The following is a 16,745-nucleotide window of genomic DNA, read 5'->3' as shown; positions in this document are numbered from 1 at the left end:
CCCCACCACACACCCCATCCACCACAGGAGCCCCGTACATGAACCTCCGCAGCGCATGGGTGGCCGAGACCGGCCAGACCCGCGAGGACACCCGTCTGACCCAGCTCGGCGCGACCACCCCCGTCAACCCCCTGGAGGTCCGCTCCGGCATCCTCCCGGGTTCCTACGACGGCCTCTACCGCATGTCCGGCTTCTGGCTGGAGGGCGCGGCGGGCGCCATGTCGGCGACCGTCCACGAGGGCCGTGCCGTCATCGCGGCGGGCGCCACCCAGGGCGCCTACCCGGTCACCCTCCCCGAGCCGTCCGCCCTGACCTTCACCGACGGCAACGCCACCAACCCCCGTATCGACCTGGTCGTCCTCCGGATCTACGACTCGCTCTACGACAACTCCGGCCAGACGAAGGCGGCCCTGGAGATCATCAAGGGCACCCCGGCCGCCGCCCCCGTCGCCCCGGTGATCCCCGGCATCGGCCTCGCGCTCTACCAGGTCAAGGTCGCCGCGGGCATCAGCGCGGGCAAGGGCGGCATCACCTGGAGCACCGACGTCACCGACCTGCGCACCCCCGTCGTGGCGGTCGGCGGCATCCTCCCCGCGTACGGCGAGACCGGCAACGGCGCCTACCCGGGCCAGTTCCGCGACTCCGGCGGCGCGCTGCAGCGGTGGGACGGCTCGGCCTGGGTGTCGTACCCGAGCGCCCTGGGCGGTATCGCCCCGGCCGGCGCGGTCACCACCGCGAGCTACACCGGCCAGTACCGCGACACCTCCGCCGGAGTGCTGCAGCGCTGGAACGGCACGGCCTGGGTGAACTACCTGCCCTCGCCGACCTGGACGGACTACACCCCGGTGTGGGGCGCCGAGACCGGCGCCGCGCCCGTGATCGGCAACGGCACGCTGGCGGGGTCATACGCGAAGCTCGGGACGGTCGTGCACGTGCGGATCTATCTGAAGATCGGCTCGACGACCAACCTGACCGCCCAGGACGCGAACGCGAACTGGACGTTCCGGCTGCCGTTCGCGCCGAACGGCACGGCGTGGAAGCTCGACGGCCGGGTGCTGAGCGCGGAGGCCTACGACTCCTCGGCGCTGCTGTTCTACCAGGGCAGCGGCCTGCTCGCGTCGACCAGCGGTGTCGGCTACGTCCGCTCGATTCGCGACACCTCCGCCACCAGCACCGGCATCTGGGACAAGTCGCTGCCCTACGCGTGGGCGGTCGGTGACGTGCTGTCCATCCACGGCACGTACGAGTCCGCGTCGTGACGGTTCGTTACGGGTGGCTGTCCCCGGACGGCCAGACGCGGGCGGACACCCGCCACACCGCCCTCGGCGCCACCACTCCGGCCGGCCCGCTGCAGAGCCGCTCGGGCATCCTGCCGGGCACCGACGACGGCCAGTTCCGGATCGGCGGCCTGGGCATGGCCGGCACGACGGGCACGATGACGGCTGTCGTCCACCCCGGCAGGGCCGTCGTCCAGGGCGCCGGCACCCGGGGCGCCTACCCGGTCGCCCTCGACGAGGACGTCACGGTGTCGTTCGCCCCGGGCGACGCCCAGTACGGCCGCGTCGACCTGGTCGTCCTGCGGATCTACGACGACGAGGCGGACGGCTCCGGCCGCAGCGAGGCCGCCGTCGAGACCGTCCAGGGCACCCCGGCCGCCGTGCCCGCCGCACCGGCCGCCCCCGGCCTGGCGCTGCCGCTGTTCCAGGTCGCGGTCCCGGCCGGGACGAGCGCGGGCACGGGCGGCATCCCCTGGGCCACCGCCATCACCGACCTGCGGACCACGCTGGTATCGGTGGGCGGCATCCTCCCGGCCTACAACAACGCCACGGTGGCGGGGAGTTACCGCGGCCAGTACCAGGACAACGAGGGCGACGGCACCCTCCAGCGGTGGAGCGGCACGGCCTGGGTGCCGTATCCGAAGGCCCTCGGCGGGATCGCCCCGGCGGGCGTGCTCACCACCGGCGGCTACCCCGGCCAGTACCGCGACACCGCGGCCGGTCAACTCCAGCGCTGGAACGGCAGTTCCTGGCAACCGGCCGTGCCGGGACCGGCGTTCACGCAGTCCCTGGACGCCGGCTCGACCACCTCGACGACATACACGGCGACGCTCGCGGGCACCGCCGTGACGTCCCTGACGCTCAACTTCACCGCGCCCCCGTCCGGTTCGGTGATCATCGGCATCGGCGCCCGCGTCTACACGGCGGGCAGCGAGACCGCGACCGCCCACCTGTCCCCCCAGGTCACGCTGGGTCCGACGGTGATCTGGGCGCCGGACGACGAGCGGGCGGCCTCCGGCTCGGGCGCGGTCAGCAAGTCGGTCTCGACCCAGCTGCGGCTCAACTCCCTGTCCCCGGGCGCCACTTGCACGGTCACCGCGATGCACCGGTCGACCTCGGCGAGCGTCACCTGCTGGTTCGACACCATCCACCTGCGCGTGGACCCGATCTCCTGACACTCCCTCAACTCCTCACCCTTTGATTGGAGTTCGACCATGGCCGTTCGCTCCGGCTGGCTGTCCCCGGACAGCCAGTCCCGCGAGGACACCCGGCTCGTCTCGCTCGGTGCTCTCACCCCGACCTCACCCGTCGCCACCCGCTCCGGCATCCTCCCGGGCTCCCCCGACGGCCAGTTCCGCATCACCGGCTTCACCCTGACCGGCACCGCGAGCAGCATGAGCGCCTCGGTCAGCCCCGGCCGCGCGGTCGTCCAGTCCACCGACGCCCGCGGCGCCTACCCGGTCGCCCTCACCGAATACCTGAACGTCACCTTCGCCGACGGCGACGCCCTCTACGGCCGGATCGACCTGCTCGTCCTGCGGATCTACGACGACCTCTACGACGGCTCGGGCCGCAGCGAGGCCGTCGTGGAGATCGTCAAGGGCACCCCCGCGGCCACCCCGGCGATCCCGGCCACCCCCGACCTCTCGATCCCGCTCTACCAGATCGCCGTACCGAAGAACACGAGCGCGGGCACCGGCGGCATCACCTGGGCCACCGCCCTCACCGGCGTCCGCAACGCGACGGTCGGCCTCGGCGGCATCCTCCCGGTCACCACCGACACCGCGAACGGCGCCTACCCGGGCCAATACCGGGACGCGGGCGGCCAGTTGCAGCGCTGGAACGGCACCGCCTGGACCGACTACCCGGTGCTGCCGACCTGGCAGAGCTGGACCCCGACCTGGACCACCAACACCGGTTCGGCGACCCCGGCCTTCGGGAACGCCTCGGTGAGCGGCCGGTACGTGAAGTTCGGGACGACCGTGCACCTGAACTTCCAGATCACGTTCGGCAGCACCACCAACTTCGGCAGCAGCCCCACCACGAACGACAGTTGGCGCTTCTCGCTGCCGGTCGCCGCGGCCTCGACCCGGCTGTCCATCGGCTTCGCCGAGATGGCCGCGGGCACCGCGGGCAACCGCGCGGCGGCCCGTCTCTACCTCTCCACCACCGGTGCCTTCGAGCTGATCACCTCCTCGGGCCAGCCCAGCGCCACCACCTTCACCTATGTCGGCGGGGTGGACTCCCTCACCCCGTGGACCTGGGCGAACGGCCACACCGTCACCGGCTCCGCCACCTACGAGGCCGCCGTATGACCACCGTCAACACGCCCTACCGGGCGATCTTCTGCGACCTGCGCACCGACAACACCATCGACATCCTGCCGCTGCGCGATGTCACCGTCGACGACTACATCGGCAAGGCCGGCTCGCTCTCGGGCACCATCCCCGTCCCGGACGCGGCGATGGCCGCCCGGGTCCGCCGCATCGAGGAGGGCCGCACCTCGGTCTACCTCCAGCGCGGCAGCGACCTGTGGTGGGGCGGCATCGTCTGGACGAGCACCCTCCAGAGCGACGACCAGGGCGTCCTCACCCTCGGCGTCCAGGCGGCGACCTTCGAGTCGTACGCGGGAAGACGCCTGATCCGGGCGACCACACCGGAGTACGACGAGGACTACCAACTCTCGCTCAACGGCGACCAGTTGGACGTGGCCCGCGCCCTGTGGACCGACCTCCAGACCGCGCTGCCCGGTGGCGACATCGGCGTCACCTACGGCACCGAGACCTCCGGCGTGACCCGCTCGGCGAGCTACCGCGACGGCGACGAGACGGTCTACCTCGACGCGCTGGACGCCCTGGCCGCGCTGGAGAACGGCTTCGAGCACTACATCTCGGTCTACACGGACCCGACGACCGGCGCCCGGGTGCGCCGGCTCCGGCTCGGCAGCCCGAAGATCCTCACCGGCGCCACCGACCTGGTGATGGACCGCCCGGGCACGATCCTGGCGTACTCCTTCCCCCGCGACGCCACCCGCGGCGGCACCACCGACCGGGCCCGGGGCGCCTCCACCAACAGCGACCAGGCGAGCGAGTCCCGCCCGCTCTGCTCGACGGTCGCGGTGGCCAACGACCTGATCGGACAAGCGGGTTACCCCCGCATCGACCTGACCTCGGACCACAACGACATCACCGACACGGCCACCCTCACCGCCCTCGCCCGCACCGAACTGGCCGCCGCGACCGGCGCGGTGGTGATCCCCGAGATCAGCGTCCGCCTCGACGACCTGGTCCCGTCCGCGCTGATCGGCCGCACGGTCCGCATCCGGATCACCGACGAGTGGTACGCCGAGGGCCTCGACACCCGCTACCGGATCATCGGCGTCAAGGTCAGCCCCGCCCAGCGCGGCCGCCCCGACACCGCCGACCTCTACCTGGAGGAGGTCTGATGCCCCAGCTCCCCGAAGACATCATCGACCGGCTCACCCAGATGGAGCGCCGCATCCAGCAGCTCTCCACCGCCGTCAACACCCGCCCCGCCCTCAACACCGTCTCCGGCGGCACCCTGGAGGTCGGCCCGGCCACCGGCTCCCCGATCTTCAAGGTCGGCAAGTGGCCCGGCACCAGCGAGTACCGCATGGAACTCCGCCGGCAGACCGGCACCCGCGCCATCAGCATGTACAACGGCGACGGCACCGCCACCTCCGCACAGCCCCTGCGCATCTACGACATCGCCGAGCGCGAGCTGATCTCGGACGACGTCGCCACCGGCGGTCTCGCCCGGCCCTGGCTGAACCTGCTGCCGCCGCAGGACGCGGCCGTCACCCGCTGGCCGCAGACCACGGCGACCTCGATGACGACCATCGCGATGTCCTACAACGTCGTCTGGCAGCCAAGAATGCGGCTCCTCATGAACACCCGTGCCAGCTCCGGCGCCACCGGCTCCGTCCAGCTCCTCGTCAACGGCGCCCAGTGGGGCACCGTCGTCGCCGCCGGCGCGGACTTCGACCAGTCGGGCCCGGTCGCCTCCGACTTCTCCGCGGCCTACGGCGGCCTGCTCAAGGTCGAGGTCCAGGCCCAGGTCACCAGCGCCTCCGGCACCGTCTACGTCAACCCCGTACTGATGTACGGCCGCCAGACCTGAGGAAGGACAACCCATGGACATCGACCCCACCCAGCCCTGGGGCCTCGCCATCGACTTCGCGGGCCGCGCCACCATCACCGAGGCCGGCCACACGGTCTACATCAACGTCTCCGACTCCAGCTACAACACCGTCATCGCCCCCGACTCGGTCACCGGCCTCTACTCCCCGGTCACCGTCACCGCCCAGTTCACCGAGTCCGGCCCCAACGCCGCCACCCTCCGCGGCAGCGGCCGCGTCACCGTCCTCCCGATCGGCACCAACCCGGTGGTCCCCGACCCCACGGCCCCCCAACAGGCCGTAGCCGCGGCCCTCGCCAACTTCGTGGACAACACGGCCGCATACACGGCCCTCTGCGCCAAGTGGACCCCACCGGAGACGGACCCGGGAGACGGAAACGGCGACACCGAACCAACGGCAACGGCGACCCCCTAGGGGCGCGAGGCTGCCCCGAACATGCGGCTACCGCCGCGCGGCCGCGACCAGCCTTTTCATCCCGCTCACCCCAACCCCCTAAGGGGCGCGGAGCTGCCCAAACATGCGGCTACCGCCGCGCGGACGCACCCAGCCCTCTCACTCCGCCCCACCCCAACCCCTAGGGGCGCGGGGAACTGCGCGACCAGCCCCCACCCACTCGCACACCGCACACAACCCGAGCCCCCACCCCCGGCCCGGGTTTTTTCATGCCCACCCGCCGACCAAGAAGGCACCCCATGGCCACACCCCTCTCCCCGGACACCCTGATCGCAGCCCTGAAAGCCGAGGGCATCACCGTCGTCGAACACCCCGGCTGGCGCGCCAACAACCGCAACACCAAGGGCAGTTGGGGCCCAGTGAACGGCGTCGTCATCCACCACACCGTCACCTCCGGCACCACCCCCTCCGTCAACCTCTGCTACAACGGCGACTCAGTACTCCCCGGCCCCCTCTGCCACGGAGTCATCGCCAAGGACGGCACAGTCCACCTCGTGGGCAACGGCCGGGCCAACCACGCGGGCAGCGGCGACGGCGACGTACTGAAGGCCGTCATCGCCCAGAGCCCCACCCTCCCCGCCCCGAACCAGAACAACACGGACGGCAACGTCCACTTCTACGGCTTCGAGTGCGTCAACCTCGGCGACGGCAAGGACCCCTGGCCCGCGGTCCAACTCGACGCGATGGTCCGGGCCTCCGCCGCCCTCTGCCGAGCACACGGCTGGAACGCCCACTCGGTGATCGGCCACAAGGAGTGGACGAACACCAAGATCGACCCGCGGGGTTTCGCGATGGCCGACTTCCGCACCCGCGTGGCCACCCGCCTCGGCACCAAGGTCACCCCGCCCGCCAAGCCGACCTACCAGCCCTTCCCGGGCGCGGACTGGTTCAAGAAGAACCCCAGGTCCGCGATCGTCACCGCGATGGGCAAGCGCCTGGTCGCCGTCGGCTGCTCGGCGTACACCGCGGGCCCCGGCCCCCAGTGGACCACCGTCGACAAGGCCTCCTACGCCAAGTGGCAGCGCAAGCTCGGCTACACCGGCACCGCAGCCGACGGCTGGCCCGGCGCCACCTCCTGGGCCGCGCTGAAGGTCCCGTACAGCTCCTGAGAAAGGAAGCCCCATGTCAGAGGCCGCCAAGCGAACCCTCCGCACCGTAGTCCAGACCGCTGTCGGCCTGTGTGTCCTTCTTCCTACGGTCGTCGACGCCGCCGGTGTCGCCGAGACGATCCCGTGGGTGGCCGGCGCCCTGGCCGTCGCCGCCGGCGTCACCAGGGTCATGGCCCTGCCCGCCGTACAGGCCCTGTTGCCCGAGTGGCTGCGAACGGGGGACGCCGATGAACGACACTGATCCGAACGACGCGATCACCGTCGCCCTCGAACTGGAGCGGCTGCGCGGCTCGTTGGAGGCCGGGTTCGCCCGGGTCGACGGCTCGCTCGCGCTACTGGTCCAGCGCAGCGACCAGACCGACAAGCAACTCGCCGACCACGAGCGGCGGTTGGACACCCTGGAGCGATCCCGCTGGCCACTGGCGAGCATCGGCGCGCTGGCCGCCGTAGCGACGGTCGTGGTCACCGCGCTCGAAATCACCGCGCGCTGAGACAACGCCGAAGGGCGGCCACCCCGTACGAAACGGAGTGACCGCCCTTCAGTTCAACTCAGCCTGCTCGCTTACTGGTTGTACGGACCGTAGTCGTAGTCCTCCAGCGGAACGGCCTGGCCGGAGCCCGTGCCGAACGGCGAGTAGTCGATGTCGTCGTAGCCGACGGCCGAGTACATCGCGGCCTTGGCTTCCTCGGTCGGCTCGACCCGGATGTTGCGGTAGCGGGACAGGCCCGTACCGGCCGGGATGAGCTTACCGATGATGACGTTCTCCTTGAGGCCGATCAGGGAGTCGGACTTGGCGTTGATCGCCGCGTCCGTCAGGACCCTGGTCGTCTCCTGGAAGGACGCCGCCGACAGCCAGGACTCCGTGGCCAGCGAGGCCTTGGTGATACCCATGAGCTGCGGACGACCGGAGGCCGGGTGACCGCCCTCCTGCACCACACGACGGTTCTCCTGCTCGAAGCGGGAGCGCTCGACCAGCTCGCCGGGCAGCAGCTCGGCGTCGCCGGACTCGATGATCGTCACACGGCGGAGCATCTGCCGGATGATGATCTCGATGTGCTTGTCGTGGATCGACACACCCTGCGAGTTGTACACCTTCTGGACCTCGCCGACCAGGTGGACCTGGACGGCACGCTGACCCAGGATGCGCAGCACGTCGTGCGGGTTGGTGGCACCCACGGTGAGCTTCTGGCCCACCTCGACGTGCTCGCCCTCGCTGACCAGAAGACGGGCACGCTTCGAGATCGGGAACGCCGTCTCGTCGCTGCCGTCGTCCGGGGTGACGACGATCTTCTTGGTCTTCTCGGTCTCCTCGATCCGCACGCGGCCCTGGGCCTCGGAGATCGGGGCGACACCCTTCGGCGTACGAGCCTCGAAGAGCTCGACGACACGGGGCAGACCCTGGGTGATGTCGTCACCGGCCACACCACCGGTGTGGAAGGTACGCATCGTCAGCTGGGTACCGGGCTCACCGATGGACTGGGCGGCGATGATGCCGACCGCCTCACCGATGTCGACCAGCTTGCCGGTGGCCAGCGAGCGGCCGTAGCACATGGCGCAGGTGCCGACGGCGGACTCGCAGGTCAGGACCGAGCGGGTCTTGACCGTCTCGATGCCGTGCTTGACCAGCTCGTCGATGAGGACGTCGCCGAGGTCGGTGTTGGCCGGGGCCAGCACCTTGCCGTCGACGGTGATGTCCTCGGCCAGCGCACGGGCGTACACGCTGGTCTCGACGTTGTCGGCCTTGCGCAGGACGCCGTCCGCGCCACGCTCCGCGATGTGCAGCTTGAGGCCGCGGTCGGTGCCGCAGTCCTCCTCGCGGATGATGACGTCCTGGGAGACGTCGACCAGACGACGGGTGAGGTAACCCGAGTCGGCGGTACGCAGAGCGGTGTCGGCCAGACCCTTACGGGCACCGTGGGTGGAGATGAAGTACTCCAGCACGGACAGACCTTCACGGAAGGACGCCTTGATGGGACGGGGAATCGTCTCGTTCTTGGCGTTCGACACCAGACCGCGCATACCGGCGATCTGACGCATCTGCATCATGTTTCCTCGGGCACCCGAGTCGACCATCATGAAGATGGGGTTGGTCTTCGGGAAGTTCGCGTTCATCGCCTCGGCGACCTCGTTGGTCGCCTTGGTCCAGATCGCGATGAGCTCCTGCGTACGCTCTTCCTTGGTGATCAGACCGCGCTCGTACTGCTTCTGGACCTTCTCGTCCTGCGCCTCGTAGCCCTTGACGATCTCCTTCTTCGCCTCGGGAACGACGACGTCGGAGATGGCCACGGTGACACCGGAACGGGTCGCCCAGAAGAAGCCGGCCGCCTTCAGGTTGTCGAGCGTCGCCGCCACGATGACCTTGGGGTAGCGCTCGGCCAGGTCGTTGACGATCTCGGAGAGCTGCTTCTTGCCCACCGAGTAGTCGACGAACGGGTAGTCCTCGGGCAGCAGCTCGTTGAAGAGCGCGCGGCCCAGGGTCGTCCGGAGACGGAAGGTGTCACCCTGCTGCCACTCGGGCTCGCCCTCCTCGCGGACCGGCGGCACCCAGCCACGCGGCGGAATGGTGCCCACCGGGAAGCGGATGTCGACGGCCGACTGGAGCGCCAGCTCGCCGGCGTCGAACGCCATCGTCGCCTCGGCCGTGGAGCCGAACGCGCGGCCCTCGCCCTTGACGTCGCGGAGCTCGCCGTCGGTGGTGAGGAAGAACAGACCGAGGACCATGTCCTGGGTCGGCATCGTCACCGGACGGCCGTCGGCGGGCTTCAGGATGTTGTTCGAGGACAGCATCAGGATGCGGGCCTCGGCCTGCGCCTCCGCGGAGAGCGGCAGGTGCACGGCCATCTGGTCACCGTCGAAGTCCGCGTTGAACGCGGTGCAGACGAGCGGGTGGATCTGGATGGCCTTGCCCTCGACCAGCTGCGGCTCGAAGGCCTGGATGCCGAGGCGGTGCAGCGTGGGCGCACGGTTCAGCAGGACCGGGTGCTCCGCGATGACCTCTTCGAGGACGTCGTAGACCACCGTGCGGCCGCGCTCGACCATGCGCTTCGCCGACTTGATGTTCTGCGCGTGGTTCAGGTCGACCAGGCGCTTCATCACGAACGGCTTGAAGAGCTCCAGCGCCATGGCCTTCGGCAGACCGCACTGGTGCAGCTTCAGCTGCGGACCGACGACGATCACGGAACGCGCGGAGTAGTCCACGCGCTTGCCGAGCAGGTTCTGACGGAAGCGACCCTGCTTGCCCTTGAGCATGTCGGACAGCGACTTCAGCGGACGGTTGCCGGGGCCCGTCACCGGGCGGCCACGACGGCCGTTGTCGAAGAGCGCGTCGACGGCCTCCTGGAGCATGCGCTTCTCGTTGTTCACGATGATCTCGGGGGCACCGAGGTCGAGAAGGCGCTTCAGGCGGTTGTTGCGGTTGATCACACGGCGGTACAGGTCGTTCAGGTCGGAGGTCGCGAAGCGGCCACCGTCCAGCTGCACCATCGGGCGGAGGTCCGGCGGGATGACCGGGACGCAGTCGAGGACCATGCCCTTGGGGCTGTTGGAGGTCTGCAGGAACGCGGACACGACCTTGAGCCGCTTCAGCGCACGGGTCTTCTTCTGGCCCTTGCCGGTGCGGATGATCTCGCGGAGGCGCTCGGCCTCTTCGTCCAGGTCGAAGGACTCCAGGCGCTTCTGCAGCGCCGCGGCACCCATCGAACCGTCGAAGTACGTGCCGAAGCGGTCACGCAGCTCGCGGTAGAGCAGCTCGTCGCCCTCGAGGTCCTGGACCTTGAGGTTCTTGAACCGGGTCCACACCTCGTCCAGGCGGTCGATCTCGCGCTGCGCACGGTCGCGCAGCTGCTTCATCTCGCGCTCGGCACCTTCGCGCACCTTGCGGCGCACGTCGGCCTTGGCACCCTCGGCCTCGAGCTCGGCCAGGTCGGTCTCGAGCTTCTTGGCGCGGGCCTCGAGGTCGGAGTCACGCCGGTTCTCGACCTGCTGACGCTCCACGGAGACGTGCGCCTCCAGCGAGGGCAGGTCACGCGTGCGGCGCTCTTCGTCGACGAACGTGATCATGTACGCCGCGAAGTAGATGACCTTCTCGAGGTCCTTCGGGGCGAGGTCGAGCAGGTATCCCAGACGGGACGGGACACCCTTGAAGTACCAGATGTGGGTGACGGGCGCGGCCAGTTCGATGTGGCCCATCCGCTCACGGCGCACCTTGGCGCGGGTCACCTCGACGCCGCAGCGCTCACAGATGATGCCCTTGAAGCGGACGCGCTTGTACTTGCCGCAGTAGCACTCCCAGTCCCGGGTCGGACCGAAGATCTTCTCGCAGAAGAGTCCGTCCTTTTCGGGCTTGAGCGTGCGGTAGTTGATGGTCTCGGGCTTCTTGACCTCGCCGTGGCTCCACTGACGGATGTCGTCAGCGGTTGCCAGACCGATCCGGAGCTCATCGAAGAAGTTGACGTCGAGCACTATGCGTCAATCCCTCTCAGGGTTGTAAGTCTTGGGGTCTGATACGGGGGTCCTGGGGCCGGAGACCTGCGTGGCGCAGGTCTCCGGACTCCCGTCAGACCTCTTCGACGCTGCTCGGCTCGCGCCGGGACAGGTCGATGCCGAGCTCCTCCGCTGCGCGGAAGACATCCTCGTCGGTGTCACGCATCTCGATGGACATACCGTCACTGGACAGCACCTCCACGTTCAGGCAGAGCGACTGCATCTCCTTGATGAGCACCTTGAAGGACTCGGGGATGCCGGGCTCGGGGATGTTCTCGCCCTTGACGATGGCCTCATAGACCTTCACGCGGCCGGTCACGTCGTCGGACTTGATCGTCAGCAGCTCCTGGAGGGCGTAAGCGGCGCCATAAGCCTCAAGCGCCCACACCTCCATCTCGCCGAAGCGCTGACCACCGAACTGCGCCTTACCACCCAGCGGCTGCTGGGTGATCATCGAGTACGGACCGGTCGAACGGGCGTGCAGCTTGTCGTCGACCAGGTGGTGCAGCTTCAGGATGTACATGTAGCCGATCGAGATCGGCTCCGGGAACGGCTCGCCGGAGCGGCCGTCGAACAGGTTGGCCTTGCCGGAGGCCTGGACCAGCCGGTCCCCGTCGCGGTTCGGGATCGTGGCCTCGAAGAGACCGGAGATCTCGTCCTCGCGGGCACCGTCGAAGACCGGGGTCGCGACGTTGGTACCCGGCGCGACCTGGTCGGCGCCGATGACCTGCAGGCGGCGCGCCCATTCCTCGCTGAGCCCGGAGACGTCCCAGCCGCGGCTGGCGAGCCAGCCGAGGTGGATCTCCAGGACCTGTCCCGGGTTCATTCGGGACGGGACACCCAGCGGGTTCAGGATGATGTCGACCGGAGTCCCGTCCTCGAGGAACGGCATGTCCTCGATGGGCAGGATCTTGGAGATGACACCCTTGTTGCCGTGCCGGCCGGCCAGCTTGTCGCCGTCGGTGATCTTGCGCTTCTGCGCAACATACACCCGGACCAACTGGTTGACGCCGGGCGGCAGTTCGTCGCCCTCCTCGCGGTCGAAGACGCGGACGCCGATGACCTTGCCGATCTCGCCGTGCGGCACCTTCAGCGAGGTGTCGCGCACCTCGCGCGCCTTCTCACCGAAGATCGCGCGGAGCAGGCGCTCCTCGGGGGTCAGCTCGGTCTCACCCTTGGGCGTGACCTTGCCGACGAGGATGTCACCGGCGACGACCTCGGCACCGATCCGGATGATGCCGCGCTCGTCGAGGTCGGCGAGGACCTCCTCGGAGACGTTCGGGATGTCCCGGGTGATCTCCTCGGGGCCCAGCTTGGTGTCACGGGCGTCGACCTCGTGCTCCTCGATGTGGATCGAGGAGAGGACGTCGTCCTGCACGAGGCGCTGCGACAGGATGATCGCGTCCTCGTAGTTGTGACCCTCCCAGGGCATGAACGCCACGAGCAGGTTCTTGCCGAGCGCCATCTCGCCGAACTCGGTCGCGGGACCGTCGGCCAGCACCTGGCCGGCGATGACCCGGGCGCCCTCGTCCACGACAACCTTCTGGTTGACGGAGGTGCCCTGGTTCGAGCGGGAGAACTTGGCGAGGCGGTACGTGGTGTACGTGCCGTCGTCGTTGGCGGTGGTGATGTAGTCCGCGGAGACCTCCTGGACCACACCGTCCTTCTCCGACTTCAGGACGTCACCGGCGTCGACCGCACAGCGGTACTCCATGCCGGTGCCGACCAGCGGCGCCTCGGACTTGATGAGCGGCACCGCCTGACGCATCATGTTCGCGCCCATGAGGGCACGGTTGGCGTCGTCGTGCTCCAGGAAGGGGATCATCGCGGTCGCGACGGACACCATCTGGCGCGGGGAGACGTCCATGTAGTCGACGTCGTCACCGGGGACGTAGTCGACCTCTCCGCCACGGCGGCGGACCAGGACGCGGGTCTCCTCGAACCGGAAGTCGTCCCCGAGCGGCGCGTTGGCCTGCGCGATGACGAATCGGTCCTCTTCGTCGGCGGTCAGGTAGTCGACCTCGTCGGTGACGACACCGTCGGTGACCCGGCGGTACGGCGTCTCGACGAAACCGAACGCGTTGACCCGGCCGTAGGAGGCGAGCGAGCCGATCAGGCCGATGTTCGGGCCTTCAGGGGTCTCGATCGGGCACATGCGGCCGTAGTGCGAGGGGTGCACGTCACGGACCTCGAAGCCGGCCCGCTCACGGGAGAGACCACCCGGGCCAAGAGCCGACAGACGGCGCTTGTGGGTGAGACCCGACAGCGGGTTGTTCTGGTCCATGAACTGCGACAGCTGGCTGGTGCCGAAGAACTCCTTGATGGAGGCGACGACCGGCCGGATGTTGATCAGGGTCTGCGGCGTGATCGCCTCGACGTCCTGGGTGGTCATCCGCTCGCGGACGACGCGCTCCATACGCGCCAGGCCCGTACGGACCTGGTTCTGGATGAGCTCGCCGACGTTGCGCAGACGGCGGTTGCCGAAGTGGTCGATGTCGTCGGTCTCGACGACGATCGTCGTGCCGTTGTCGCCAACGGTCTCGGTCTCACCGGCGTGCAGCTTCACCAGGTACTTGATCGACGAGATGATGTCCTCGACGGTCAGCACACCGGCGTCGAGCGGGGCTTCGCCGCCCAGCTTCTTGTTGACCTTGTAGCGGCCGACCTTGGCGAGGTCGTAGCGCTTCGGGTTGAAGTAGAGGTTCTCCAGAAGCGTCTGCGCGGCCTCGCGGGTCGGGGGCTCGCCCGGACGCAGCTTGCGGTAGATGTCGAGGAGCGCGTCGTCCTGGCCCTGGGTGTGGTCCTTCTCCAGGGTGGCGCGCATGGACTCGTACTCGCCGAACTCCTCGAGGATCTGCTCGGTCGTCCAACCGAGAGCCTTGAGCAGGACGGTGACGGACTGCTTGCGCTTGCGGTCGATGCGGACACCGACCATGTCGCGCTTGTCGATCTCCATCTCCAGCCAGGCACCCCGGGAGGGGATCACCTTGGCGGAGAAGATGTCCTTGTCGGACGTCTTGTCGATCGAGGAGTCGAAGTAGACGCCCGGCGAGCGGACCAGCTGCGACACGACGACACGCTCGGTGCCGTTGATGACGAAGGTGCCCTTGTTGGTCATGAGCGGGAAGTCGCCCATGAAGACCGTCTGGGACTTGATCTCGCCGGTCTCGTTGTTGGTGAACTCAGCGGTTACGAAGAGCGGGGCGGCGTACGTGAAGTCGCGCTCCTTGCACTCGTCGATGCTGTTCTTGGGAGGTTCGAAACGGTGGTCGCGGAAGGTCAGCGACATCGACCCGGAGAAGTCCTCGATCGGAGAGATCTCCTCGAAGATCTCCTCCAGACCGGACTTGGTGGGGACGTCCTGACCCGACTCCAGAGCCGCCTCGACCCGACTCTGCCAGGCGGTGTTGCCGAGCAGCCAGTCGAAGCTCTCGGTCTGCAACGCGAGCAGGTTGGGAACCTCGAGGGGCTCCTTGATCTTTGCAAAGGAGATGCGCAGCGGGGCGGTGCTGGCGCCGTTGTTCATATTCGCGGTCGAGGCAGTGCGCGAGGCGGCCAAGAGGGGGTCCTTCCGAGGGCTCGGACTCACTACGCGCGTACCGGCCCCTCGCAGGGGCAAGGAGACACGGACTTCCTGAGACGGCCCGGAAAGGCCAGGTCAGAGATGGTCCGGTCATCGATGCTCAAGTGAGGGCATGCCCCTGGTGACGGGCAGGGAGCAGCTAACAGGCAGCGCAAAGGGTCAGTGTAGCCACTCGGCGCACTGATGTCCAGCCCCGCTTTTTTGAGACCCTCGTCGTGCTCAACACCCTCGGCAAGCTCACGTCCTCAACGCGTTGATACTGCCCTCTTCGCCGCCGATCCATGCCTCGGATTCGGATCGTTGTGACGACGCGTCCTGAGAATTGCGCGCTGCGTGCGGTTCGTCAAGGCCTCCATGGCCCACCCCACATGCCACCAGGGCCGCCCGGAGGCACGAAGAAGATCACCATACTCCGGGAACCCCTGATCGCAAGGCTGCCGCTCACCCGACCCAGGAACGCCGAAGAGCGACCACCCAGATGGATGATCGCTCTTCGGGGGTGAGGCGTTACAAGGTCCTTGGGACCCCGTTCACGGCCTCGAAGGTGTTACTTGACCTCGACCGAGGCGCCGGCGCCCTTGAGGGACTCGGCGGCCTTCTCGGCGGCGTCCTTGGCGACCTTCTCGAGGACCGGCTTCGGAGCGCCGTCCACGAGGTCCTTGGCCTCCTTGAGACCCAGCGAGGTCAGCTCACGCACGACCTTGATGACCTGGATCTTCTTCTCGCCGGCGCCGGTGAGGATGACGTCGAACTCGTCCTGCTCCTCAGCGACCTCGGCGGCGGCGGCCGGGCCGGCCGGGGCAGCGGCGACCGCGGCGGCGGCGGTGACGTCGAACTTCTCCTCGAACGCCTTCACGAACTCGGAAAGCTGGATGAGGGTCATGGTCTCGAACTCGGCGAGCAGTTCGTCCTGGGTGAGAGCCACGATGGCTTCCTTCCACTAATTTCGGCTGGTGCCGGTGTGTACATGTCTGGCGGGCGTACGTTCGGCCCGCTACGACCGTTGCCGTGCGGCGCGAGGCCTCAGGCGGCGGTCATGCTGCGAGCCGAATTACTCGGCACCGCCCTGCTCTTCTTGCTTGGCGCGAAGGGCGTCCACCGTGCGGACGAGCTTCGACGGGAGCGCCTGGAAGAGCTGCGCAGCCTGCGTCTGCTTGCCCTTGAAGGCACCCGCCAGCTTGGAGAGCAGAACCTCGCGGGACTCGAGGTCCGCGAGCTTCTTGATCTCGTCGGCGGACAGCGCCTTGCCGTCAAGGACACCGCCCTTGATGACGAGGTTCGGGTTGTCCTTGGCGAAGTCACGAAGACCCTTCGCCGACTCCACCGGGTCACCGGTGATGAAGGCGACCGCCGTCGGACCGTTGAACAGGTCGTCGAGCGTGTTGATCCCGGCCTCGTTGGCCGCAATCTTGGTCAGCGTGTTCTTCACCACGGCGTACTGGGCGTTCTCACCGAGCGAACGACGCAGCGTCTTGAGCTGCGCCACGGTGAGACCCCGGTACTCGGTCAGCACGGCGGCGTTCGAGTCGCGGAACTGTCCCGCGAGCTCGGCTACCGCGGCAGCCTTGTCGGGCCTTGCCATAGAGCGTCGGCCTCCTTCCGGGTGATGAGGACCGCTCAGAAGGGGCTGGGACAGAGAAAACGCCCCGGCGCAGGCGCACGGGGCGTAGCTCGACCGGAA

At 68.5% G+C, this 16,745-nt stretch carries 13 protein-coding genes; 9 read left to right on the top strand and 4 right to left on the bottom strand.

The window, feature by feature from the left end; all coding sequences use genetic code 11:
• Nucleotides 1-38 precede the first annotated feature (38 nt).
• The 9 genes from OHT77_RS26650 to OHT77_RS26610 all read left to right on the top strand — a co-directional run bounded on the left by OHT77_RS26650 (nt 39) and on the right by OHT77_RS26610 (nt 7,489).
• Nucleotides 39-1,259, top strand: coding sequence for a hypothetical protein (locus tag OHT77_RS26650; protein ID WP_328830980.1), 1,221 nt, complete (start codon nt 39-41; stop codon nt 1,257-1,259).
• A complete protein-coding gene (locus OHT77_RS26645) occupies nt 1,256-2,452 on the top strand; it encodes a hypothetical protein (protein WP_328830979.1) in 1,197 nt (398 codons plus the stop codon). The genes OHT77_RS26650 and OHT77_RS26645 overlap by 4 nt, the downstream gene beginning before the upstream one ends.
• A gap of 39 nt (nt 2,453-2,491) precedes the next feature.
• Entirely contained in the window at nt 2,492-3,592 is a 1,101-nt protein-coding gene (locus OHT77_RS26640; RefSeq protein WP_328830978.1) for a hypothetical protein, read from the top strand.
• Entirely contained in the window at nt 3,589-4,722 is a 1,134-nt protein-coding gene (locus OHT77_RS26635) for a hypothetical protein (RefSeq protein ID WP_328830977.1), read from the top strand. Before OHT77_RS26640 ends, OHT77_RS26635 begins: the two co-directional genes overlap by 4 nt.
• Nucleotides 4,722-5,417, top strand: coding sequence for a hypothetical protein (locus OHT77_RS26630; protein WP_328830976.1), 696 nt, complete (start codon nt 4,722-4,724; stop codon nt 5,415-5,417). The genes OHT77_RS26635 and OHT77_RS26630 overlap by 1 nt, the downstream gene beginning before the upstream one ends.
• Before the next feature lie 13 nt (nt 5,418-5,430).
• Nucleotides 5,431-5,850, top strand: coding sequence for an ATP-binding protein (locus OHT77_RS26625; RefSeq protein WP_328830975.1), 420 nt, complete (start codon nt 5,431-5,433; stop codon nt 5,848-5,850).
• A 278-nt stretch (nt 5,851-6,128) separates the two neighbouring features.
• Nucleotides 6,129-6,998, top strand: coding sequence for a peptidoglycan-binding protein (locus tag OHT77_RS26620; protein ID WP_328830974.1), 870 nt, complete (start codon nt 6,129-6,131; stop codon nt 6,996-6,998).
• Between the two features lie 13 nt (nt 6,999-7,011).
• Nucleotides 7,012-7,239, top strand: a complete 228-nt coding sequence (locus tag OHT77_RS26615) for a hypothetical protein (RefSeq protein ID WP_328830973.1) — start codon at nt 7,012-7,014, stop codon at nt 7,237-7,239.
• Nucleotides 7,226-7,489 carry a hypothetical protein gene (locus OHT77_RS26610; protein ID WP_033279982.1) on the top strand — a complete coding sequence of 88 codons (264 nt, stop codon included), beginning with the start codon at nt 7,226-7,228 and terminating at the stop codon, nt 7,487-7,489. The genes OHT77_RS26615 and OHT77_RS26610 overlap by 14 nt, the downstream gene beginning before the upstream one ends.
• Nucleotides 7,490-7,560: 71 nt before the next feature.
• On the opposite strand, the gene OHT77_RS26605 is transcribed toward OHT77_RS26610, so the two are convergent.
• The 4 genes from OHT77_RS26605 to rplJ form a co-directional block, all read right to left on the bottom strand.
• Nucleotides 7,561-11,460, bottom strand: a complete 3,900-nt coding sequence (locus OHT77_RS26605; protein ID WP_328830972.1) for a DNA-directed RNA polymerase subunit beta' — start codon at nt 11,458-11,460, stop codon at nt 7,561-7,563.
• A 94-nt stretch (nt 11,461-11,554) separates the two neighbouring features.
• Entirely contained in the window at nt 11,555-15,040 is a 3,486-nt protein-coding gene (gene rpoB, locus OHT77_RS26600; RefSeq protein WP_266769422.1) for a DNA-directed RNA polymerase subunit beta, read from the bottom strand.
• Between the two features lie 571 nt (nt 15,041-15,611).
• Nucleotides 15,612-15,992: a 50S ribosomal protein L7/L12 gene (gene rplL / locus OHT77_RS26595; protein ID WP_266776508.1), complete on the bottom strand. Its 381-nt coding sequence runs from the start codon at nt 15,990-15,992 to the stop codon at nt 15,612-15,614.
• 123 nt (nt 15,993-16,115) lie between these two features.
• Entirely contained in the window at nt 16,116-16,646 is a 531-nt protein-coding gene (rplJ, locus tag OHT77_RS26590) for a 50S ribosomal protein L10 (RefSeq protein WP_328830971.1), read from the bottom strand.
• Between the last annotated feature and the right edge of the window lie 99 nt (nt 16,647-16,745).

This window comes from Streptomyces sp. NBC_00252 (assembly GCF_036187565.1).
GTDB lineage: Bacteria > Actinomycetota > Actinomycetes > Streptomycetales > Streptomycetaceae > Streptomyces.
Note: the sequence above shows the minus strand (reverse complement) of the source record. Positions and strands in the feature narration are given on the sequence as shown.